The 21,698-nt window shown below is 66.5% G+C and carries 21 protein-coding genes and 1 pseudogene; 16 read left to right on the top strand and 6 right to left on the bottom strand.

Features of this window, described 5'->3' with window-relative positions; translation table 11 throughout:
* Positions 1 to 123 precede the first annotated feature (123 nt).
* Positions 124 to 600, bottom strand: coding sequence for a hypothetical protein (locus MJD61_12470; protein MCG8556082.1), 477 nt, complete (start codon positions 598 to 600; stop codon positions 124 to 126).
* A 304-nt stretch (positions 601 to 904) separates the two neighbouring features.
* On the bottom strand, positions 905 to 1,609 hold the full coding sequence (locus tag MJD61_12465; protein MCG8556081.1) for a CPBP family glutamic-type intramembrane protease: 705 nt from the start codon (positions 1,607 to 1,609) through the stop codon (positions 905 to 907).
* A gap of 72 nt (positions 1,610 to 1,681) precedes the next feature.
* On the opposite strand from MJD61_12465, the gene MJD61_12460 reads away from it, so the two are divergent.
* Positions 1,682 to 2,215: a biotin/lipoyl-binding protein gene (locus MJD61_12460; protein ID MCG8556080.1), complete on the top strand. Its 534-nt coding sequence runs from the start codon at positions 1,682 to 1,684 to the stop codon at positions 2,213 to 2,215.
* A gap of 124 nt (positions 2,216 to 2,339) precedes the next feature.
* Here MJD61_12460 and MJD61_12455 read toward each other — a convergent pair whose 3' ends face one another.
* Entirely contained in the window at positions 2,340 to 3,005 is a 666-nt protein-coding gene (locus tag MJD61_12455) for a hypothetical protein (protein ID MCG8556079.1), read from the bottom strand.
* 49 nt (positions 3,006 to 3,054) lie between these two features.
* On the opposite strand from MJD61_12455, the gene MJD61_12450 reads away from it, so the two are divergent.
* The 5 genes from MJD61_12450 (at position 3,055) to tatC (ending at position 8,576) form a co-directional block, all read left to right on the top strand.
* Positions 3,055 to 3,861, top strand: coding sequence for a methyltransferase domain-containing protein (locus tag MJD61_12450; GenBank protein ID MCG8556078.1), 807 nt, complete (start codon positions 3,055 to 3,057; stop codon positions 3,859 to 3,861).
* A 66-nt stretch (positions 3,862 to 3,927) separates the two neighbouring features.
* Positions 3,928 to 4,893: a serine/threonine protein kinase gene (locus MJD61_12445; protein ID MCG8556077.1), complete on the top strand. Its 966-nt coding sequence runs from the start codon at positions 3,928 to 3,930 to the stop codon at positions 4,891 to 4,893.
* A 339-nt stretch (positions 4,894 to 5,232) separates the two neighbouring features.
* A complete protein-coding gene (locus MJD61_12440; GenBank protein ID MCG8556076.1) occupies positions 5,233 to 7,101 on the top strand; it encodes a methyl-accepting chemotaxis protein in 1,869 nt (622 codons plus the stop codon).
* 103 nt (positions 7,102 to 7,204) lie between these two features.
* Positions 7,205 to 7,777 (top strand): twin-arginine translocase TatA/TatE family subunit, encoded by a 573-nt coding sequence (locus MJD61_12435; protein MCG8556075.1) that lies wholly within the window; start codon positions 7,205 to 7,207, stop codon positions 7,775 to 7,777.
* A gap of 10 nt (positions 7,778 to 7,787) precedes the next feature.
* On the top strand, positions 7,788 to 8,576 hold the full coding sequence (gene tatC / locus MJD61_12430) for a twin-arginine translocase subunit TatC (protein MCG8556074.1): 789 nt from the start codon (positions 7,788 to 7,790) through the stop codon (positions 8,574 to 8,576).
* On the opposite strand, the gene MJD61_12425 is transcribed toward tatC, so the two are convergent.
* Both MJD61_12425 and MJD61_12420 read right to left on the bottom strand, forming a co-directional pair.
* Complete coding sequence (locus MJD61_12425; GenBank protein MCG8556073.1) at positions 8,573 to 9,052, bottom strand: GyrI-like domain-containing protein; 480 nt, start codon at positions 9,050 to 9,052, stop codon at positions 8,573 to 8,575. The genes tatC and MJD61_12425 overlap by 4 nt on opposite strands.
* A gap of 241 nt (positions 9,053 to 9,293) precedes the next feature.
* The gene (locus MJD61_12420) at positions 9,294 to 12,533 is read right to left on the bottom strand and encodes an efflux RND transporter permease subunit (protein MCG8556072.1); all 3,240 of its coding nucleotides are present in this window, start codon (positions 12,531 to 12,533) and stop codon (positions 9,294 to 9,296) included.
* 457 nt (positions 12,534 to 12,990) lie between these two features.
* Between MJD61_12420 and MJD61_12415 the strand changes: the two genes are divergently transcribed.
* The 10 genes and pseudogenes from MJD61_12415 (at position 12,991) to MJD61_12370 (ending at position 20,167) form a co-directional block, all read left to right on the top strand.
* The gene (locus MJD61_12415; protein ID MCG8556071.1) at positions 12,991 to 13,704 is read left to right on the top strand and encodes a flagella basal body P-ring formation protein FlgA; all 714 of its coding nucleotides are present in this window, start codon (positions 12,991 to 12,993) and stop codon (positions 13,702 to 13,704) included.
* Positions 13,701 to 14,390 carry a flagellar basal body L-ring protein FlgH gene (locus MJD61_12410; GenBank protein MCG8556070.1) on the top strand — a complete coding sequence of 230 codons (690 nt, stop codon included), beginning with the start codon at positions 13,701 to 13,703 and terminating at the stop codon, positions 14,388 to 14,390. The genes MJD61_12415 and MJD61_12410 overlap by 4 nt, the downstream gene beginning before the upstream one ends.
* 36 nt (positions 14,391 to 14,426) lie before the next feature.
* Complete coding sequence (locus MJD61_12405; protein ID MCG8556069.1) at positions 14,427 to 15,560, top strand: flagellar basal body P-ring protein FlgI; 1,134 nt, start codon at positions 14,427 to 14,429, stop codon at positions 15,558 to 15,560.
* A complete protein-coding gene (locus tag MJD61_12400; GenBank protein MCG8556068.1) occupies positions 15,557 to 16,615 on the top strand; it encodes a rod-binding protein in 1,059 nt (352 codons plus the stop codon). Before MJD61_12405 ends, MJD61_12400 begins: the two co-directional genes overlap by 4 nt.
* A gap of 50 nt (positions 16,616 to 16,665) precedes the next feature.
* Positions 16,666 to 16,944 (top strand): flagellar biosynthesis anti-sigma factor FlgM, encoded by a 279-nt coding sequence (gene flgM, locus MJD61_12395; protein MCG8556067.1) that lies wholly within the window; start codon positions 16,666 to 16,668, stop codon positions 16,942 to 16,944.
* Positions 16,944 to 17,279 (top strand): hypothetical protein, encoded by a 336-nt coding sequence (locus tag MJD61_12390; GenBank protein MCG8556066.1) that lies wholly within the window; start codon positions 16,944 to 16,946, stop codon positions 17,277 to 17,279. Before flgM ends, MJD61_12390 begins: the two co-directional genes overlap by 1 nt.
* A complete protein-coding gene (gene flgK, locus MJD61_12385) occupies positions 17,279 to 18,670 on the top strand; it encodes a flagellar hook-associated protein FlgK (protein MCG8556065.1) in 1,392 nt (463 codons plus the stop codon). The genes MJD61_12390 and flgK overlap by 1 nt, the downstream gene beginning before the upstream one ends.
* Positions 18,671 to 18,673: 3 nt before the next feature.
* Entirely contained in the window at positions 18,674 to 19,552 is an 879-nt protein-coding gene (gene flgL / locus MJD61_12380; protein MCG8556064.1) for a flagellar hook-associated protein FlgL, read from the top strand.
* A gap of 3 nt (positions 19,553 to 19,555) precedes the next feature.
* Positions 19,556 to 19,717, top strand: a pseudogene (gene csrA, locus MJD61_12375) (carbon storage regulator CsrA).
* Between the two features lie 81 nt (positions 19,718 to 19,798).
* Positions 19,799 to 20,167: a flagellar assembly protein FliW gene (locus MJD61_12370; GenBank protein ID MCG8556063.1), complete on the top strand. Its 369-nt coding sequence runs from the start codon at positions 19,799 to 19,801 to the stop codon at positions 20,165 to 20,167.
* A 10-nt stretch (positions 20,168 to 20,177) separates the two neighbouring features.
* On the opposite strand, the gene MJD61_12365 is transcribed toward MJD61_12370, so the two are convergent.
* A partial coding sequence (locus tag MJD61_12365; protein ID MCG8556062.1) for a hypothetical protein occupies positions 20,178 to 21,698 on the bottom strand: 1,521 nt, incomplete at its 5' end.

Here is a 21,698-nt window from a genome sequence, read left to right as displayed (position 1 = left end):
CTCGCTCACCTTGTCCCCTGTATCCGTGGTCCCCCGTATCCGTGGTTCGTTGCATGGGCAAATCGGGCCCATAGTCCAGTATCGCCGCCGGATCCACACCAAGCGCGCCAACGCGGTCCCGGGCTACATGCCGGAGACCAGCTTGTATTGGCCTTGCTCGCTGGCGAGGACAAGCCTGTGGGGCTCGAGTCGCCGCTCCCAGTGAGGGCCGTCGGGCGTGCTGACACGAAACCAGCCAGTGTAAAGGACATCGACCAGTACGCGATCGGGCAGGTAGGTCAACCCCCGGTAGGAGATCTGGTAGCGGGCAGCCAGCACTTCGTGCTTCATTCGCTCTAGCCCATCACGCAGGGTGTCGTAGTCCACGTCGTCGTCGCCACGGGGGGTGCCCATGTCGTCGAAGTAGTTGCGCGAGGTCAGCGCAAGAAGGCTGGCGGCGTCGCGTGCTTCCACCGCAAGGCGGTAGTTTTCCACAAACTCGAGGACCTTTCGGTTTCTTGTGGTGTCCTCGACGTGTGTGTTGGGTATCACCTCGCGCGCACACCCGTACGACCAGCACAGCGCTGCCAGACAGGCGAAGGCCCTCGCGAGTTGCCCCACGTCCGATCTTCTAGGTAGTGCCCGTCCCGAAACTCCGGACCGGGCACGGTGCAGCGCCGCGGGGTCGGACGGCGCGCCGACGAACCGAGGAAACGCAGCGAGGGCGGCTGGGATCGAGCTTGGAATTGAGCAAGGTCGAGTGTGAGACGGTGTGGCAGACGGCCTCGCGCCGCAAGCCAGGCGACGGGAGTGAGTCTTGGAACGGGCACTAGGTAGCAAGCCCATCGTCGTTGCCCTCCTACCGGCGAAACCGCTGCGCACGAGCTCCGGCCGCGGCTCCTGCCATTTTTAGCATGGACGGCCGCTAGTCGACGACAAAGAACACCATGGCGTCGTAGGCGGCGTGCGTGTAGACTGCCACCGCGAACCCTCGAAGCCCGTAGAGCAGGCTCAAGAACAGACCCGCCAGCGTCCTGAAGGCAAAGGCGTGCCAGCCGAACGGATCGCCGGCCGCCCCCACGTGGTGCATGGCGGAAAAGGCCAGTGACGATGCGATCGCTGCGATCGCGAACGCGTGGGCTCGCCGGATGCGTCCAGCGCGCTCGAGAGCGAATGCTCCGCCCGAGAACAACGCCACGCGGAACACGGCCTCTTCGTGGAATCCCGCGCCCGCGGCCATGACGACTTTGTCCACCGGACCCAAGGGAGTCGCGTTCGGAGTCCACGACACCATTCCCTCGAGCGCCCAGCCGAGCAGGCCCAGCATGAGCAGGGCCCAGCATGCGCTTTCCACGACCACCGGCAGGAGCGTCGCGGGCCGGGCCGTGCCCCGTTCGCGCAGCAGCGCCCCGGCTCCGACAAGCCCTGCCGCGTAGGTCAGGGTGGCCCCGAGGTAGCCCCACAGGCTGTAGTCGAGAAGCTCCAGCGTGAGCGATGTGAATAGATCCACGCCGTTACGCCTATCGATCCACACGATGCCCAAGTGGTAGGTGAGAAAGACCGGAACCGTAAGCACAAGACTGGTCAGCGGATCGGGACGACGAGCCAGGTAGGCCAGCGCGCGCTGCATCCCTCTTGCTAACGTGAAACTTCCGCTTCCGGCTAGTAAGCAGTAACCGGACGCGCGACTATAGCCGGTTCGATGAAGCTGTTCGTGCATATCGAGGGGCGCTGCCGGGAGGTGGATGTTCGTGAGCTGTCGAGCGGTACACTGCGGGTGTGGCTCGACGGCCAACCTCTTGACGCCGAGGCCGTACCGGTAGCCGGTGGAGTAAGCCTACGCTTCGGTACCAGGGTATTCGACGTTCAGGTGGGCGGCCGGGCTGACGATCTCGGCGTCTGCTGTCAAGGTTTGCGCGCGCGAGCGCAGGTTCGGACCCAGCGCGGGGCGGGCCGAGCGCGCCGCAACACGCTGCACGCCCAGACGGAGCTGCGGGCACCGATGCCGGGCAGGGTCGTCAGGGTGCTGACCCGAACCGGTCAGCCCGTTGAGCCGGGACAGGCTTTGGTCGTGGTGGAAGCCATGAAGATGCAGAACGAGCTACGCGCCGCCAGCGCGGGCAACGTCGCTGAAATCGCCGTCAATGAGGGCGACGAGGTCGAGGCCGACGCGCTGCTGGTGCGACTACGAAGGACACTGGATGTCCTCGGCGGGAGTAATGGGCCAGATCGCTGAGGGCTGGGCTTCGCCCGGCGCGTTCGTGCGACAGAAGGACATGCAGAGCATATTCGAGGAGCGTGGACGGCGCCGTGCGGCGTTCGGAACCGGTGAAATGGTTTATGACTCCCGCAGAGGACATCTAGCCGCTGGTGTCTGAGCCGTTGTCGCGCGCGTGCTTTGTCGCGCGTAGCACGACGAGCTCCCGCTCGAGCCGCTCGAGCTGGGCGTCACGCTTGGCAAGGGCAGCTCGCAGCTCGCGCGCCTCGCGCCTCGCGTCCTCGTGTTCGACCAACCTCGCTTCGAGGTCGACCACCCGGGCTCGCAGCACGCCCGTATCCCGCACCGACTTGGCCTCGATCTCGCGCAGCTGCGCCTCCTTTCGCGCCAGGCGCGGGCGAAGCGCATCGAGCGCGTGGCGCGTGTGCGCCAGCTCCGCCTCTGCGCGGGCAAGCCGAGCGGTTTGCTCCGGTGCCGCCGGCGGTGGGCTCGACGCATCCATCGCGGGTGGCCAGCTCACGCTGGGCGTCCGAGGCGCTTTCGGGATATCGAGCTGGCTCGGCCAACGATCCGCTGTGGGCTCATGGCTCGCCGGCGGCGCCCCGCTGCCGACACGTCGTGCCCGAGGGACGGGTTGAGAGTTGCGCTGCTCCGGAAGAGCGTCCGCCCCTTGATCCCAAGGGAACATGCTTGATTCCTCGGAATCGGCATCCTTGAGGCCGAGGTTTTCGAGCTCGATTTCCAGCGGGGCCTTGCGTCGCCTGGGTCTATCGTCTGGAGGGGAGGGCCCGGAATCGTCGCTGCTCATCTCCGTTGACCTTAGCTGCTTCGTGTGGCACAAGCCACGCTGACATCCCATGGTATCGAATTTGATCACGTCCGGGCACCCGGCTGGAGACCACCTGGACGAGCTGACCGACGACGCCGTGGCCGGAGAATTCCGGCTGTGGCAACGTCGGCGCGGCCATCGCTATTCCTTGGACGACGTTGCCACGGCCTGGGAGGCGGCCCTGGCACTACCCGAGGCGCTGCACTGCCTCGACCTTGGCTGCGGCGTTGGTTCGGTGCTGCACATGCTTGCCTACCGCATGCCGCGAGCTCACTTCGTCGGCGTGGAGGCCGAGCCGGTGTCCTTCCGCCTCGCCGAGCGTAACGTAGCCCGCAACAACCTGTCGGGACGCTGCCGGCTCATCCAGGGCGATCTGCGCACCTGCGTGGACCCGCTTGCCCTGGGACGCTTCGATCTGGTCACGGGCACGCCGCCGTACTGGCCTCCCGGAACCGCCACCGCGTCTCCCGATCGGCAGCGGGCAGCAGCCAGAATCGAGCTGCGCGGCGGCATCGAGGTCTACCTGTCGGCAGCCGCGCGCGTGGTGTCGCCCGCGGGCCGGGTCGTCGTGTGCGCCGATGCCCGTCACCCAGAGCGAGTGGAACAGGGAGCGCGCGGCGTGGGACTCACCCCTGTGAGGCGACGGGACGTGGTGCCGATAGTCGACCGCAAGCGCGCGCTGTTCAGTGTCTGGACACTGGGCTGCGCGCTGGCGGGTTCCGGGTGCGAGCGCGCCCGCACGCTCGTGACCCGCGACAGCGCCGGGGCACGGACAGCAGACGCCCAGCTGCTGCGCAGCTTTTTCGGACTGCCGCCGAGCGCGCCGTGCAGCTAGCCGAACCCGGCCACCCTTTTTTTGACCCGGCGATCCAACCGGCCGAAGGTAGAAGCGAGTCGCGCCATGCACTCGGAGCGTACGGAGCAACAGCAACGCGATCGGATCAAGGGCTACCGGCTCTGCGAGCGCATTGGAGCGGGTGCCACGGGGGTCGTTTATGCCGCCGAACGCTTGGCGGACGGGTTGCCCGTGGCCATCAAGATGCTGCGTTGTGCCGTGGCCAGCCAGCCCGAGCTTTCACGCCGGCTCTTGCGCGAGGCCGAGGTAGGGCGGACCGTGTCGCACCCCGGAGTGCCAACAACGCTCGCCGCCGATCGCAGGCCCGACGGCTCGCCGTTCTTGGTGATGCCGCGGCTTACCGGTAGCAGCCTAGCTTCACTCCTGCGGCGCGGTCGGATTCCAGACGTGCCGACGATCGCGGCGCTGGCTGCCCGGGTGGCGGAGATACTGCATGCCGTGCACGTAGCTGGCTACACCCACCGTGACGTCAAACCGGAGCACATCGTGCTCGAGCGCGACGGCGACAAGCGCGTGCGCGTCTATCTGATCGACTTCGGTGTGTGTGCCAGCAGCCGCTCGAGCCACGAGGAGCGCGAGCTCGAACGCGGCAAGGTCTTTGGCACGCCGAGCTACGTCTCACCCGAACAAGCTTCCGGCGATCCCGAGGTGGACGGGCGCGCGGACTTGTTCTCGCTCGGGCTCGTCATCCACGAAGCGTTGACGGGCAGACCCGTCTTCGAAGGAGGCAACGTCACGAAGCTGTTGTTGCGGATCATCCACCAGGATGTGCCGGGTTTGGCTGAGATGCTTCCCAACGTGGACCCGGAGTTCGCGCGGGCCGCGGCCACCCTGCTTACACGTGACCGAGCGCAGCGCATGCCGTCCGCGCGGGCTGCCGCGCGAGCGCTGGCGCGCTTCGCAGGCCCGAACGCCAGAGCGCACGAGCTGCTGCTGGCATTGCTTGCGGATCAACCGATCGTGGTTTCTGCACCCGCCGTGCTCATGCCCGAGTCGCTGGTTGCGGCATGAGCTCGACGCTGGATGCCATGATGCTAGCTTTATGTTCAGCATATCGGCGACACACCAAGCCCGGTGTCGAGCCTGCCTGCTCTGCTCACCAAAAGCCTGTTGCTCCCCGGTGCGCGCTGGTCCATCTCGCACTTGCCTGCGTGCAGGCGACAAAGTTACCCTTCTAGCCGGATCCGGAAGCTGCATGGCCAGTGTCCTGGATCGGTATTCGGGCTCCAAACACCGCTGGCTGTGTTGCTCCTCCTAGAAATACCCGCAGTATTCCTCGCCGTCGCGCCTTGCCGGCGACGCCCGGTCCCCAGCGATCTGCACAGGTCGTTGTGTGGCGGGTCCTAACGGATGGCCAGGTACCTGCTGAAGAGCAAGACGCTCCTCGCCGGCCTCGGAGTCTTCGGGGTCGGTGCTGCGCTGGCCGTCTTCGCTCCGATGGCGCAGCCCGCGGCCCTGTCCGTGGTTGCGCTGTCCACGATCGCCGCATTTCTGGTCGTGCTTGCCGGCGCCAACCTGCACTACGAGCTGCAGGTTGTGCGCGAAGCCATCGATCTCGTGCAACGAGGTGAGCCACCGGTCGCTCCCGCCGACGCCTCGCCGCAGCTGCTGGCGGTGCTCGAGGATCTGACCCGTCTGCTCGCCTCCCTGAGCAAACGGGAACGCGGTTTCGAGCAGCGCTCGCACGAGGCGGAAAACGCCCTGCGCTTGCTGCGCCGGGCGACCGACGCGGTCAGCGACGGCGAGCTCCCGGCCCAGGCCGCCGACGTGCCGGCCCAGGTGGCGGAGATCCTGGACGTGCTTATACGGATCGCGCGCCATATCGACGGTCTCAAGCAGCGGAGCATGGAGGCCGAGCGCAAGGCCGAAGCTGCGCTCGGTACGGCTCACAAGCGCCTGCAGCAGGTCACACGCGAAGAGCGGCAGCTCGCCAGCCAGCTGCAGGCTTTGGCGGCCTTGATCGAGCGGCAGGGCGAAGCAGTCGACCAGGTGGCCGAGTCGATTGGACGGATGACCGAGCAGCATCGCGACGTCTCGCGCCACGTCGAAACGCTGGCGTCGAGCGCAGAGGAGTCCTCTTCGTCCATCTTGGAGATGAAGGCGACCAGCGACGAAGTCGCCGAGAACATGGCGAACTTGGCGACGAGCGTCCGCGACACGGTCTCCTCCATCGAGGAGATGGCCTACAGCATCCGGGAAGTCGCAAGAAACGTCGATGCGCTCTCGCTCATGGCGGAGGAAACGTCCTCTTCCATGAACGAAATGGACGTGTCCATCGATCAGGTCCAGTCTAACGCCAACGAAACGGCACGCCTATCGGAAGAGGTGGCCGCCGACGCGGAGCGCGGGGCTGACGCCATCCTGCGGACGATCGACGAAATCAACCGCATCAAGGAATCTTCGCGTGAGGCGGTGGAAGTCATCGTGTCGCTCGGTGACCAAATCGATCGGATCGGAGACATACTGAGGGTCATCGACGACGTGGCGGAGCAGACGAACCTTCTGGCACTCAACGCTGCCATCATCGCGGCACAAGCGGGTGAGTACGGCAAAGGCTTCGCGGTCGTCGCCGACGAGATCAAGCAGCTGGCCGAGCGTTCCGGCGACAAGACCAAGGAGATCGCCGATCTGATCAAGCGGATTCAGGAGGCTACTCGAGACGCGATCGTGGCGGTGGAACGCGGCGCCACGACCGTGGATAGAGGTGTGGACGTGTCCGCGGAGGCCGAGCAGGCGCTCAAGAAGATCCTGGACTCGTCTCAGAAGTCGACAGGAATGGTGCGCGCTATCGCGCGCGCAACAGTCGAGCAGGCGAAGGGGTCACGCCAGGTCACCGACGCCATCAGCCGCATCGCTGAAACCGTGCAGCAGGTGGCGGGGGCTACCGCAGAGCAGGCTCGTGGCTCCGAGTTGATCATGAAGAGCGCGGAAAAAATGCGCCACATTACCCAGCACGTAGAACGCAGCTCTCAGGAGCAGTCGCGTGGCGGGCGCCAGATCACGCAAGCTATCGAGAACATCTCCGATATGGTCAACCAGCTACATCAGTCTCAGCGCCAGCAGGCCAAGGGATCGGAGCAAACACTCGCCGCCATGACCCAGATCCAGCAGCAGAGCCGACAGCAAGAGCAGCAGGTACGCGGCCTGAGCGCCGTGGCGGAACACCTGAGGGAGACGACGAGCGACGTGCCGGAGGCCCAGGCCGAGGCCCACAACTAGCCTAGTTTCGACCGGGCACTAGGTAGCGATCCCCCCTCGGCACTCCCTGTGTTAGACCAACCTCGCCGGGAGCGATCGGCGCTGAACCACCCGGCGGTGCGTCATGTTCAATATCGGCTTCGGCGAATTCGCGATTATCGCACTTATTCTCATAGTCGCCGTGGGACCCGAGAAGCTGCCCGCGATGATGAAGGTGGTCGGCAAGACGCTGCGGCAGTTCCGGCGTGCCAGCGACGAGCTGCGTAGCGCGATCGCCCTGGACGAGCTGATGCGGGATGACCTCACGTCTCCGCCCCGCTCACCTCCCCTCCCGGAGCCCCCAAAGGACCCGGTCGCCCGCCACGAGGGCCCCACCGAGCTTGACACCGAGGCGCCGGCGCAGGCTGGGCCGGCCCGGATCCCGCATGAGCAGGTTTTCGACGAAGACACCCAGGTCTTCGACGCGGACACCCGTGTAGATTCGGGGGCCGCCAAGCACCGCTCCGCCCCGCCGGCGTCGCCGCCACCAGGTCCTGTGTCCCCGGCGCGGGCCGCGCCACCCAGACCCTCGTTGACCGCTCCGCCCCGTCCCGCTCGCGTGCCCGACCCTGGTAGGGGTTCGTCGGGGCATGCGCATGCACCCCCCGCCACCGATGCAGGTGACGATCCCTCGCCCGGCGGCTCGTCCGATGGCTGACGAGGAGCGCATGCGCCCTCAGCTCCCCGAGGACGACGTCCAAATGGGCGTCTTCGAGCACCTGGGCGAGCTCAGAATGAGGCTCATACGTGCGATGCTGGGGGTGGTACCGAGCGCCGGGATCGCGTGGTTCTTCAAGGAGCGCTTGCTCGAGATCCTGATCGATCCGCTCAGAGCGGCCTGGCTGCGTTTGGGCTTGGGTGAGCCCACGATCCACTTTGCGAACGTCATCGATCCCCTGGTGGCCTACTTGAAGATCGCGGTCGTAGTGGGTCTGCTGATCGCGAGCCCGTGGGTTTTTTGGCAGTTGTGGGCCTTTGTTTCCCCCGGGCTGTATCTGCGCGAAAAGCGGCTCGCCGCACCGTTTGTGGCGGCTTCCACCGTGTGCTTTGGAGGTGGCGCATTCTTCGGCTACCTCGTGGTCTTTCCCATGGGTTTCGAGACCTTCCTCGGCTTCGCTGGAATGCTGCCCAGTCAAGGCGTCCGGATCCAACCGACGATCATGATCACCGAGTACCTGACCTTTTCGACCCGGATGCTGCTGGCCTTCGGAGTGGTGTTCGAAATACCCGTGGTAGTGAGCTTCTTGGCGCTTGCGCACATCGTCAACTGGCGCCAGCTGTTACATTTCGGACGCTGGTGGGTCGTGCTGTCCGCGGTGCTGTCCGCCCTGCTGACCCCGCCGGATGTGGGCTCGCAGCTGTTGATGATCGCGCCGCTGAACCTCCTGTACTTCGGCTCGGTGGGGTTAGCCTACCTGCTCGGCCCCAAGCCCCCAAAGAGAACCGGCACACGCTAGCTGACTGGCGGGGGGTCGATGGGTACGAAGATATCGGTACGCAGCTTCTCGGGCGCGACTTTGTCGGGATTGCTCATGTAGATCTCCCACGAGCTCCTGGTGACAGGGCGCCGGATCGTCTTGGCGTGGGCGAAAAGCGCCTGCCAGGTTTCGGCCAGCCCGGTGTACGGTCCAACGTGGGTTGCGCAAAGAACCTCACCGCCCGCGGTTTGGCCGCAACCGATGTCGCCTTCGCCCTGCATTGCTTCGGCCACGAGAAAGCCCGGCTGCACGTCGAAGTCTCCGGTCTCCTGGTTCACGAAGTGATAGACCGTGAGCGGTGGGCTCGTGGCGGTGACCCCGCGCTCGTTCAACCAATGAAACACGCGCGGCAGGATCTCGGCATACGCCGCCTTCAGGTCTTGTTGTTTCGCGACACGCCGTATCCCGACGTAGTACTGCGGATCCAGCGTCTTGACGCAAGGTGTAATCGACATGGCCCCAGTTTGGACGCTGCCGCAACGGGCCGCAAGCCAATCCCCGGCCGTTTGATCACCGACAGCCGTTGTCCCCAGTACCCCCCAAAAAAGCATGCGTTCGCGTTCACCGGCGATATGCACGCCGCGGGCGGGAACGGCTCTCGCCCTCAACCGCAAGCACGAGCGCATCGAAGGCGTCCGCGACCTCCTGCTGCGAGAACTTGCAAGCGCCCGTAGGTTGTCGAGTTCGCCCGCGCGGTCACCACGATCGATCCGACCCGTTGGTCGAAACCGAACCTCCAGCCACGCGACGCCACACCCCGCGCGTCTCGCGGGCTAGGTCTTCAAACACCACGTACGTCGCAGGCAGAAAGAGCAATGTGATGAACGTGCTGGTGAGCAGACCGCCGGCGATGATGATAGCGATCGAGTGGTAGTAGACGCCGGCCAGCGTCGGGTGATGCAAGAGCATGGGTACGAGCCCGAGGACCGTCGTCGCAGCGGTCATCAGGATAGGACGCAAGCGATCTTGCCCGGCGCGGCGCACGGCCTCCGAGCGCGGCATGCCCGTGGCGCGAAGCTGCGTGATCTTATCCACCAGCATGATTCCGTTGTTGACGACGATGCCCACCAGAATGAACAGGCCGACGACAGCGACCGTATCCAGGGTCGTACCCGTGGCCCACATCGCCCAGGGGGCGCCCAGCGCTCCCAGCAGGCACGTGATCAGGATCCCCATGGGCTGCAGGAAGCTCTCGAACAGCGAGGCCATGACCGCATAGACGAGGACCAGGCACAGCACGAGGTTGACGAGCATCTCGGTTTCCGACCGCTTTTCCTTGCGTTCCCAGCGCGCCGTGGCGGCGCCGGCAGAATAGCCTGGCGGGAAGTCGAAGCCTTCGATGGCGTCGAAGACTGCTTTGCGGTTGGCACGCCGATCGCTGCCGAAGAAGCGCACGGACATCCGCAGCTCGGTCTGGCGATCCTCGCGCTGCGTCCACCAGGGCGCGCGACGCAGCTCGGTATGCGCGAGCGATCGCAGGGGCACATGTCCGCCCCGAGGCAGCGGGACCTGAAACTGCTCCAACGCCCGCAGCTCCGGACCTCGCTCGGTCAGCCTGCCGGTCGTGAGCCGCACCGCGATCTCTCCCTCCTGCGCGTGCACTCGCCCTGCAGGCACGCCCTGAAACGCCAGCGAGACCGCGCTGGCCACCTGATCGGCGCGAAGCCCAAGCGCCTGCAGACGTTGCGGCCTGAGATGCAGAAACAGCTCCCGCCCGCCCTCGTTGAACGGGCCCTCGATCCGGTCGTAGCCGCCGGCGTCAGGGTCGTTCGCGTCGCCGCGCGCAAGCACTTGCTTCAGGTGCTGATACAGCTCCTGCGTCAGCTGCGCCACCACGCCCATGTCCTCACCCCGAACCGCAAACCGGATCACGCGTGGGTCGCGATTGCGCCACCAGCGCCGCCCGCTGTCGCCCAGGTGGTATTCCACCCCTAGCCTCTCGGGCAGCAGCCGGCTCAGCCGAGCTTGTAGGGTGGACATCTGCGCCTCGTTTTCTATCTGCTCGGGATAGACCTGGCAGTAGGCCCACCAGGAACGATAGCGGCAGGTGAGCGCCTTGAGCCCGAGCTCCTTCTTGCGGGGCAGCACGGCCTGTTCGAGCGCGAGGACCTCGGCGACGATCCCCTCGAGTGTGGCGTCGCCTTGGATATCGATACGAATCGGAATGCTGATCGACTTCCTCTCCGTTCCCATTTCGATCTTGAGCCCCCGCAGGGGAATCCAGGTGGTCGCCGCGATGGCCAGCCCGATCAACAGCGCCAGGCGCGGGTAACGAATGGTGCGAGCGACGACCGAGCCGTAGGCACGCGAGAGCGGGCCCAGGATGGTGTGCCGCGCGGGTCGGTTTCCGCTGCCCCCGAAACGACCCGAGAGCAAAGGCACGAGCGTCTGCGAAACGAGCAGGCTCGCCAAAAGCGCGATGACAAACGTTATTCCAAGGGGGCGCAGGTACGCGCTCAACGGTTCCTCGGGGCCGCTCACGATCAGAGGCAGAAACACGATGACACTGGAAAGCGTCGAGGCGATCGTCGCCAGACCCACCTCGCGTGCGCCCTCGCGGGCGGCGGCCATCGGAGCTGCACCGCGCTGGCGTTGAAGGTGGATCGCCTCCACGATCACCACGGCGTTGTCGACCAGCATGCCCACCCCCAGCACCAGACCCAAAAGGACGATGCAATTGAGCTCTCCTCCTCGAAGGAACAGGACGCCGCAGGTTGCAAGCACGCTGATAGGGATGCACAGCGCCGCAATGAACGTGTTGGTCGTCCGGCGGAGAAAGGCGAACAGCACGAGCAGCCCGATGGCGCCCCCGTACAGGCCGGTGTCTCGCAGGTCGGCCAGCGTTTCCAGCACCACCTCGCCTTGATCCCGGAACACGATGACGTGCACGTCTCCAAGCTCCGGGTCCTGCCGAACGGTCTCGAGCGTTTTTCGAACCCGACGGGATACGTCCACCACGCCCGCTCCGGCGGAGGCGTAGATCGACATCCCGATGGCTGGTCGCCCATCGAGACGGCTGCCGCCCCGGCGTTCGCGCGGCCGCTTGACCAGGGTGGCGAGCTGCCCCAGGGTGGCGAGCGACGGATCGGGCGCGCCCGCCTCCTCGGGATTCGTGGCGGCGACCTGCGTGCTGCCGCCCGAGCCCGCAGGGCTCGCCGCGGGGCCCGCGCCCGACAGCCTGGCAGCGCGCTGCACGGGAATCGACGCGTATGCTGCGACCGAGGCTGCGCCCCCGAGCGTGCGCACGCCCATCGATTGGCTCGCTCCCCTCAGAACGCCGAGCCCACGGCTCTGGTGCGCGCCTCGAACAGCCCGGCGCAAATCCGGGAAGCTCGCTCCCGCGCGCTCCACCGCATCGAGATCGACGGCGATTTCGATCCGGTGCGGTTGAGCACCATGGAGCTCGATGCGTGCGACGCCGTCAACCCGTTCCAGAGGGCGGACGATGCGATTCTGAAGCAGGTAGTATTGCTGCTCGAGCTTGCGATCGCTCGCGATCCGAAGCACCATCATGGGCTCGTCTCGAGCGCCAGCGGACGAGCTGATGCTGATGTCCTCCACGGTGTCGGGGAGTCGCCCGCGCAACCGGTCAAGCCGCTCCCGAAGCTCGAGCTTGCGCTCGTCGATGTCGGTACCCGGAGCAAGCTCCAGCTCAGCGTCCACGCCGCGATAGCCCGCACGGATGCTCATGCTCCGCAGGTCGCGAAGTCCTGCCACCGCCTCCTCGAACGGGCGCACGATCTCACGCTCTGCGATCTCGGGGCTGATGCGACTGCCGTCGATCTCGACCTCGATCCGCGAAGCGCTTTCCGACGGCAGGAACGCGAGCGGTAGTCGAAAGACACCGATGGTTCCGACAAGGACGACCGCGACCAGGGTCATCGCCACCGTGATCGGACGCTTGAGGGCGATGTCGGCCAGGGCGAAGCGCTGCATGCTCGTGATCCAGATCCTCGACCGATCGGGCTCGAAGCCGGTGACCGCGGGTCAGCGCTGCGAGCGTAGGCGCTCCCTGTAGGCCTTGAGCGCGGCGTGCTGGTCGGGATTGCGCACGGAGGTCACCCGCTATGGCACCAGCCTAGCACAAGCAAGCCCTCAGGAGCGCAGGCCCTACCTATCGGCAGATGTGGACGCCGAACGCCCCTTGCTGCACTCGTCGCAAAGGACCGAGCCTGCCGGCAAGCTTCTGTCGCCTGTGCCGGAAACCTGGCGCTTTTCGGCTGCCGGCACGGCACGGCGGCGCGCCCGGCCTGCAGTTGTTTTGTTGGGTGTCGTCGCGCCTCGAGCTGCCAGTTTTCGCGGGGGGGCTCGCTTCACCAAGAGTGCTGCGCTCGAGACCGGGGTCCGTCGAGGCCTGAACCCGCTGGCACGCTTGCTGCTTTGTTGATCCGCGATGCTCTCCGCTTCTCCGAAGCACTGGGCCTTGGTGCTCGCCACGGCCGCGGCGCTGCTGCTGGGCGCCCGGCCGGCAAGTGCGCAGTTGCACGATCGAGTGCTGCTCGAGGAGCTGATCCCCGTGCTGGCTGGCTCGGAGCTAGGCCGACTCGAGCTCGGGCCCGCGCCCCTGCCCGGTGCAACCAGGGTGGTGCGCCGGCAGGAGGTTTTGGCTGCGTTGCGCGCTGCGGGTCGCACGAGCGAGGGACTGCAGATCCCGAGGGCTCGCCGCGTGACGCGTGCCGCCCAGCGGCTGAGTCCAAGCGAAGTGCGCGCCCTGCTGCGTCCCGCGCTCGCGCGTGCACTGTCACCGTGCAAGGTGGACTCGATCCAGGTGCACACCCCGCTCACCCTGTCGGCCGGGCCGGTAACGGTCCGCACCACGGCTCGAGCGCCGCGCCGCAGCGGACGCCTCGGGGCTGCGTTCACGCTCAGCTCAGGCGGACGCGACAAGCAGATGGTGGCGCCCGTCAGCGTCACCTGCCCCGAGCCCACCATAGCAAGCGGTCGCGCGCTGCGGATCGTGGCCGTGGTGGGCAACGTGCGGGCCAGCATTTCAGGCTTTGCCAAGCAGGATGGCCGTGTCGGTGACCTCATCCATGTGGTCACGACCAGCCACAAATCGCTGCGGGCCAGGGTGCTCGACTCGAGCACGGTTCAGGTGCTGCAATGAGGCTCCGGCTTGTAACCGCCACGTGCTTGCTTGCGCTGCTCGGCTGCGGCCCCAATCACATCCGTCCCCACACGCCGCGCCAGCGCAGCTTCGATCCGGGCAAGTACGACGACGCGTACCGCCCCCTTTCGGAGGGATCGCTGTGGTCCGAGGGTACGCGCGGGCTCTTTGCCGATTTCCGGGCCGGGCGCGTAGGTGATCTGGTGACGATTCGGATCGACGAAGCCGCAAGCGCCCAGGGTGACGCGTCGACACAGACACAGCGCGAGTCGTCGCTGGGCATCGGCATGCCCAAGCTGTTCGGGTTCACCGCCGCCCTGCAGCGAACCTATCCCGACCTCGACAGCACCAAGCTCATCGACCTGATGAGCGAGTCGGAGTTCGACGGGAGCGGCAGCACCCAGCGCGGCACTCGTGTACGGGCCGACATCGGGGTCCGCGTGAAGAGGGTGCTGCCCAACGGGGATCTCTATGTCGAAGGATCCAAGGTGCTTCTGATCAACGAAGAGGAGCTTCATATCTACGTTTCCGGCGTCATTCGGCAGCAAGACATTCGCGAGGACAATTCGGTAAGCTCCGGTTTGATCGCGGAGGCGCAGATCGAGCTTACCGGTCGTGGAGTGTTGTCGGATAATCAACAGCGCGGCTGGCTGACGCGCTTGCTCGCTGCGATCAACCCCTTCTGAGGTGGCAGGTGCGCTCGATGAGCAGGATGTAGGAACATGAGCTTGAGCCACACGATGTGCAGCGCCGAAACGTTGAGACGGCTGCTGATGGCGCTGGCCCTCTACCTCGGCTGCGGGGCCGGCGTAGCCCATGCAGCCACGATTCAAGCCCTGTGCGACATCAAGGGCGTGCGCAGCAACCAGTTGATCGGCTACGGCCTGGTGGTGGGGCTGCAGGGGACCGGAGACACGATTCAAGCCCGCTTCACGATCCAGAGCACGGCTGCGCTCCTCAGGCGTTTGGGATCGACGATCGATCCCAAGATCATCCAAACACGCAATGCGGCCGCGGTCATGGTCACCGCGACGCTCCCGCCGTTCTCCAATCCCGGCACACGCATCGACGTGACGGTTTCCTCGATGGGCAATGCGCGCAGCTTGCTCGGTGGGACGCTCTTACAAACCCCGCTTTACGGCGCAGACCGCAAGGTGTACGCCGTGGCCCAGGGACCGTTGGTCGTGGGAGGCTTTTCGGCGTCGGGCGCGAGCGGCTCGTCGGTCGGCAAGAACGTCACGACCGCCGGCAGCGTGCCGCAAGGCGCCATCGTCGAACGGCGCGTGCGGGCTCCCAAGCTCTCGAGCAAAGTCGTCTATTTCGCGCTGCGCCAGCCCTCCTTTGTGACCGCGCGCCGCATCGTTGCCGCGATTTCGGAAGCGTTCGGAGAGCAGTCCGCCACGGCCCAAGACAGCGCGACCATCCGCGTGCAGGTGCCGGAATCGCACAAGAACGATCCGGTCGGGCTGGTGGCCGCGATCCAAATGCTCGAGGTGCAGCCCGACGCGCCAGCCAAGGTGGTCATCGACGAGCGCACGGGCACCGTGGTGCTCGGAGGCGGCGTGCGCATTTCGGAGGTTGCCATTGCACAGGGCGGGCTGACCGTCGAGATCTCCGAGCAGCCCCTGGTATCGCAGCCAAATCCGTTGGGCCAGGGCGGCACCGCAGTGGTGCCAAACAGCGAAGTGACCGTGGAGCAGGGACGCGGTTCGCTACATCACCTGAAGGCCACCGCCAGTCTCTCCGAGCTTGTCAGCGCCCTCAACGCACTGGGCGCGGATCCCCGCGACCTGTTGGCGATTTTCCAGGCCTTGCGCAGGGCAGGCGCGCTGCAGGCCGAGATCGAGGTGCAATGAGCGTGGTCGCCGGTCAGCCTGAGATGCTCAACGCGCTGGGCGAGCCCCGCTCCGATGCGCGCGAGGTCGAGCAAGCCGCCGAGCGGTTCGAAGCGTTGTTCCTCAAGCAGCTCCTCGATGTGCTGCGCAAGTCGCTTCCGCAAGGGACCGGTCTTGCTGGCGCAGGCCGGTCGGCGCAGCAGTACACGCGGATCTTCGACCAGGCCCTGGCAGACGAGCTGGCGAAGGCCGGAGGAATCGGGCTCGGCGCCCTGGTCCGAGACAGTATGGTGGGGACCCCGAGCCTTTCGAATACGCCAGGCAACAGCACCGAGGCCGACCAGGTATCTCTGGTCGCATCGCAGCCCGCGGGGCCCGTGCTCCCGGGCGGAGCCGGACGACTGCAGCAGGTGGCCACGCGCCTGCTCGAGCGATCCGAGCGCTGGGCCAAGGACGCCGCGCTGAGCACCGAGGAGCTTGCGAGCCCGCTCGAGACCCAGGCGCCGGGCGGTGTGGCCCGCTTCAACGTACGCGACGCGCGTGGCTACCTCGGTTACACCAAGTGCAACCTATTCGCACTGGAGATGGCACGCAGAGCGGGCTTCAGCGTGCCGGTCACCGGGCGAGCCCACGGTTGGGGCTACCCGGGCGCCGATGCCGTGACGAGGGATGCAGCCGATGGCCGGCTGCAATCGGGATGGGCCAAGGTGGTCACCGGCAAGACCGCACAGTCCCTGGATCGGGCCATCGTGGAGCAGGGCCGGGCTTTTTTGCTGACCGGCTCGGGCCGGGCCGGGCGCCCCGGACACATGGCGGTCGTGGAGCGGGTCCACTCAACGGATTACAGGAAAAATGGGGAATTATGGAAGGTCACGTTCGACGGGTGGGAAGCGCGCCCCGACGGGGCGCAGCGCCTTTTGCGTAGAACCTGGACCCGCGCGCCGGGGCCATCGGGGCCGTCAGCGAGACGCGATCTGGATCGCATTGAAATTATTGAACTTAATGACATGGCGCGCAAGCAGGGCCGGGAGCAGCTCCTGACCTCCGGGGCGGGCGCGTCACGAATGGACGGCTAATGCTCAAGAAAACGGATCCATCGCCCGAAGTCATTGTTGGGAGCAGTCGCATGAAGATCACAGGTCCCAACAGTGCAAATCCGCTCAAGCCGCCGAAGGGCGACAGGGCCCCGGCCGAGCGCAACAAAGCCGCGCCGCCGGCCAAGACCGACCGGGTGCGGTTCTCGCCGGCGGCGGCCGCCCTGTCCAAGGCGCGCGAGCCGGAGCAACCCGACCTCGAGCGCATCGACAAGCTCCGGCGGGCCATACTGGATGGCAGCTTCAAGGTCGACCATCAACGCATCGCCGAGAGGATGTTGCAGGAGGAGCGCGAGCTCGGGGAGGCCTGATGGATGATCGTGCACGCGGCGACTCTCGCGAGATCCAACGCTTTCGAAGCCTGCTCGAGGCGGAGCGCAACGCCGCGGTAGCCGCCGACCTGGATGCGCTGCTGGCGCTTCAGAAGGACAAGCGCGAGCTGGTCGATGAGCTGCGCGGGCACGGTTTTGACGCAACCGTGCTCCCCGAGCTGGCGGCGAAGGCGCGGGCGAACCTGCAGCTCATGCGTCACTTGGTCGGTGTCTTGCGCGCGCTGACGCTGCCCGAAACCGATGCCTACACACCCCGTGGCGCGCGCGAGGACACGCCCGCCGGGGCACGCGGCCGTTCTCGAGGAGCGGCCTGATGTCGTTGTTCGGGCTGCTGGGGGTTGGCCGCTCAGGCCTGCAGGCAAACACGCTGGGGCTGAACGTGGCTTCGCACAACGCCTCCAACGTGGCCACCGAAGGCTACTCGCGACGCAGCGCGCGGCTCGAAGCACTGCCGCCGCCGCCCCGGGGCGGGGCGGGTGTGCGCGCCGCCGGGTCGCGCCGCATCGTGGACGGTTTCGTCGAAAAGCGCCTGCTCGACGCGCGCACGCAGCTTGGAAGCGCATCGGCTCGCACGCGTACCCTGAGCGTGCTCGACCAGGTGCTGCAGGAAAGTGCCGGTGGTCTTGGCAGGGCGATGGACGCATTCGAGGAGAGCCTGGTGCAGCTGGCTGCCTTCCCGAGCGAAAACGCCGCGCGCCAGGAGGTGCTATCTCGCGCCGGGCAGCTAGGCAGGGCTTTCGGGGATGCCGCCCAGGCGCTCTCGACCGCGCGCGACGACGCCAATAGCAGAATCCAGCTCGAGATCGATCAGGTCAACGAGAAGCTGCGCCAGATCGGTGACCTGGGCAAGCAGATCGGCCGGGTCGAGGTGGGCGGCGAAGAAGCGAGCGACCTGCGGGATCGCCGCGACCAGCTGCTGCGCGAAGTCGCCGACTTCGTTCCCGTCAAGGTCATCGAAGGCAGCGGCGCCAGCATCTCGGTGCTGCTTTCGGGCTCGATGCCGCTCGTGACCTCGGACGGCGAGCTGCACGCCCTGGAGGCGCGGACCGACGCGACGACGGGTGATGTGCGCATCTTCCGCGTGGCCGCGGGCGCTGGCATGGATGTCAGCGCGCTGGTGGATGGCGGCTCCATCGGCGGTGTGATCCAAGCCCGCGATGGCGCGCTCGGCCGCGCCAGAGCGGCGTTGGATCAGCTGGCATTCGACATCGCCGAAAACTACAACACCACCCATCGCGCTGGCGTTGGGCTGGACGCGGCCGGCAACCGCAACCTGTTCGAGCCCCTGGCCGCGGCTGCGGATGCGGCCTCGAGCCTGCAGGTCGCAGCCGACGTGGCAGGCCAGCCCGAGCGCGTTGCCGCGGCCCGGGACCGAGCCGCACTGCCCGGTGACAACCGCAATGCCCTGGCGCTGCAGGACCTGGCCGATGTGTCCTTTGCCGCAGGCGGCACCGCCACCGCTGCAACGGCACTCTCGGCTCTGATTGCTACGGCGGGCACAGAGGTCTCGGTGGCGCGCAACGATCTCGAAGCCGGCGAGGCTTCGCACGAGCAGCTGGCGCAGCTCCGGGAAAGCCTCAGCGGGGTCTCGCTCGATGAGGAAATGATCTCGTTGAGCCGTTTCCAGCGTGCCTATCAGGCATCGATACGGGTCGTGCAGCTCGCCGACGAGATGCTCGGTGAGCTGATGACCTTGAAGAGGTAAGCCATGCGCGTTTCTGATTCCGTGATCAATCGACTGGTGGAGCAGCGGCTTTCCCGTTCACGCGAGCGGACGGCCGAAGCCTTCGAGCGCGTATCCACGGGCTTGCGCGTCAACCAACCCTCCGATGATCCGCTGGCCTCCGCGCTCGGGCGACGAACAACGCGCGAAGCCTCCCGAGCCAAGCTCCTGTCGCGCTCGGTCACCACGGGACTGAGCCGGCTGCAGGTAGCCGACTCGGCGCTGAACGAGGCCTCCGGCATCCTTGCGCGCGCACGTGAGCTGGCGGTAATGGGAGCCACCGAAACCGCAAACGCCGACAACCGCGCCATGATCGCGCGCGAGGTCGCCACCTTGCGCGATGCCTTGATCTCGCTCGGCAACACCAAGTCGAGCTCGGGCTACGTCTTTGCCGGCTACAACGACGACGCTCCTCCGTTCGACGCTGCCGGGACCTACAGCGGCGACGGCAACGTGCGCGAGCTCGAGGTCTCCACCGGGCTGCGCATCGCCGAGGGCGTGTCAGGGGCTCGCGTGTTCGGCATCGGCTCCGGGACCGACATCATGCAGGTGATGCAGGACCTGCGTGCCGCCCTCGAGGGCGACGACGTTGGCGGGGTCCAGGCTACCCTCGATCGGCTCGAGGCCGGACACGATCAGGTTCAGCAGGCTCGCGGCGAGCTCGGCAACTCGGTGAACCTGTTCGAGGGGGCGCGCGCCGCGCTGGAGCGAGTGCACGATCGATCGGTCGCAGAGCGTGCCGAGCTGACCGAAGCCGACGTGATGCAGGCGTTTTCGCAGCTTGCCAAGGCCGAGCAAGCCCTGCAGGTCGCCGTGGCGGTCGCGAGCAGACTACCGCTGCCCGGCCTGGTCGGCGGAGACTAGCTCATGCTGAGCCTGACGCGCCGCAAGGGCGAGCGCATCACCATAGGTTCAGACATCGAGGTCACGGTGCTCAGCGTGGCCGGTAACCGCGTGCGTCTCGGCATTCGGGCGCCGCGCCAAATGCCCATCTACCGGGCCGAGCTGGTCGAGCGGATCGAGCAGGAAAACCGCCGCGCGCTTTCGAGCCAGCTCGAGGGCGAGGTCGTGAGCGAGCAGGCCCTGGTATTCCCTGACGGGCTGTTTGGCATGCACGAGCACAAGCGGTTCTTTCTATGCGAAGTCTCGGAGCGAACCAACTGCCGCGCGCTGGTCTCCGAGCGCGATCCCACGGTGTCGCTGCTCGTCGTGGATGCGATCGAGGTCTGGCCCGACTACCCCGTGGAAGCCGCGCGCAAGGCTGCCGGCTGCGGAGCAGGCGAGCTCGCCGTGGCAGCCGTGGTGACTGCCCCCGCGGATGGATCTCCTGTAAGCGTGAACCTCGCAGCACCCATCGTCGTTCGCCTGGACACGCGCGAGGGTCGCCAGGTCATCCTCGAAGAGGAAGGCTTGGGTATTCGCCACCTCATGGTCTCGGAGCAGCCGGCCGATCAAGGCCTGGAGCACCGGTCGGCTTGAATACGGCAGGTCAGTTCAGAAACACGTAGTCGGTGGCCCCTGCCGGCGGAGCCCCCGCGTGGCAGGCAATGCAGCCGGGGAAGCGGCCGATGCGGGGCGAGCCCGTGGCTGGGTCGTACTCGGGATTGCCGTCCGGCAGGTACTTGGCCCAGAACCAGTCGCCTGCGCTTGGGTCGTAGCCCTGGACCTTCTTCATGACCGTGATGGCTCCGAGCGCCGATTCCATCGCTGCCGAGAAGTTCTCCTTGACGATGATGGAACCGTTGGCAGGTGCGGCGATGCTCGTATTGGCAGCGTCGTTCACAAAGAGCCGCACAAAGGTTCCGTGAGGCGCCTGGCTGTTCATGAAGTCGGCCATCGCAGGCGGGCCGAGCCAGCGCGGAAACGCCGTGCGGTAGTTCGCCATGTCCGTGGACCACAGCCCGTCGGCCATGGCCACATCGGTCCACTGCACGTTCGTGCCCATGAAGATGGCGTCGTTGGTGAAGAAGTAATCGCCGTCGCCGGCACCCGAATGGCACGGCACGCAGCCGGCGCTGCCACCCTTGCCGATCTTGCCTGCCAAAGGAATCCCGGCCGGGTTGCGCAGGATGGCGCCGGACGGACTGTACTTGGCCCAGAACCAGTCCTGCGTTTCCGGGTCGTAGCCGGCCATCTTCTTCATGACGGTGACCGAGTCGAGCGCCGTGTCCATTTGGGCGGTGTAGTTCTCCTTGACGACGATGGCATTGTCCCCGGGCGCAAAGGGGCGCTTCAGGGCTTCGGCGTTCAGAAACAGCTTGACGAACGCGCCGTGCGGTGCGGCGCTGGCCTGAAAGCCGGGCTTGCCGGGGAAGGGCATCCATGGCGCTTGCGTGTAGCCGCCCCCTTGTGTCATTTCGGTCCAGAGCGCCTCCGCGGCGTCGCGCTCCGCCATGTTGCCGAACGGCAGGGGCTCGTTGTTGATGACCACGAGATCGCCTGTGTTCATGCTGCCTGTTGCGTCGGTGCTTCGATGGCAGGGTATGCAGCCCATGGTGCCGCCCTTGCCTATCTTGCCTGCGAGCGCCACTCCGGCAGCGTTCATCAACAAATCGCCCATGGGATCGAACTTGGCCCAGAACCAATCGTTGTTGTCGGGATCGTAGTCCTTGAGCTTCTGCATCACCGTGATGGAATCAAACATGTTGGGGTCATCCGCCGTGTAATTCTCCTTGGCGATGATCGCGCCGTCGGCGAGCTGCTCGGGGTTGCTGTCCGCAACGTCGTTGAGAAAAATGCGCACGTGCGTGACCGGATCCGGGTGGGCCGTCACGCTGTCCGGGACGCGCTTGGGCCGACCGCCATCAGCAGGATCGCCCATCCCGGGATAGGGCGCCCAGGTGTCCTGGTAGCTGTCGCTCTTCATGCGTTCCCATAGGGCTCGGGCCTTCAGCTTGTCGTCGTCGGTACCGAAGCCTGCGGCCCCGCCGGCTCCGGCCCCGCCGGCTCCGGCGCCAGCTCCGGCCCCGCCGGCTCCGGCGCCAGCTCCGGCCCCGCCGGCTGCGCCCGT

The sequence above is a fragment of the Pseudomonadota bacterium genome (assembly GCA_022361155.1).
Classification (GTDB): Bacteria; Myxococcota_A; Polyangia; order Polyangiales; family JAKSBK01; genus JAKSBK01.
This window is presented reverse-complemented; position numbering and strand designations above follow the sequence as displayed.